The following is a 488-nucleotide window of genomic DNA, read 5'->3' on the forward strand; positions in this document are numbered from 1 at the left end:
GGTACGTCGCGCTGAGCAGCGTGCTGATGCTGGGCCAGTACTTCCTCGAGCGCCGCTTCAACCGCGGCGTCGGCAACCGGGAGACCCGCGCGCAGCGGGCGGCCCGCCGAGCGGACCAGGTGGGCACGGCGTGAGCGACGAGCGGTTGATGGTGCACGCCGAGCAGGTGCGCAAGAGCTTCGGGCGCACCGAGGTGCTCAAGGGCATCGACCTGGCCGTGCGCCCGGGCGAGGTCATGTGCGTGATCGGGCCCTCGGGCTCGGGCAAGTCGACCTTCCTGCGCTGCATCAACCACCTCGAGAAGATCGACTCCGGCCGACTCTCGGTCGACGGGCACCTCGTGGGCTACCGCGAGAAGGGCGGCGTGCTGCACGAGCTGCGCGACCGCGAGGTGGCCGAGCAGCGCCGCGACATCGGCATGGTCTTCCAGCGGTTCAACCTGTTCCCGCACATGACGGCGCTGGAGAACGTGGTCGAGGCGCCCGTCC

At 70.5% G+C, this 488-nt stretch carries 1 protein-coding gene; it reads left to right on the forward strand.

What is annotated here, in order from left to right; translation table 11 throughout:
• Positions 1-148: 148 nt before the first annotated feature.
• Positions 149-488, forward strand: a 340-nt coding sequence (locus tag M3677_RS16880) for an ATP-binding cassette domain-containing protein (protein WP_251161120.1), incomplete at its 3' end; no start/stop codon positions are given.

The organism is Curtobacterium sp. P97 (assembly GCF_023712445.1).
GTDB lineage: Bacteria > Actinomycetota > Actinomycetes > Actinomycetales > Microbacteriaceae > Curtobacterium.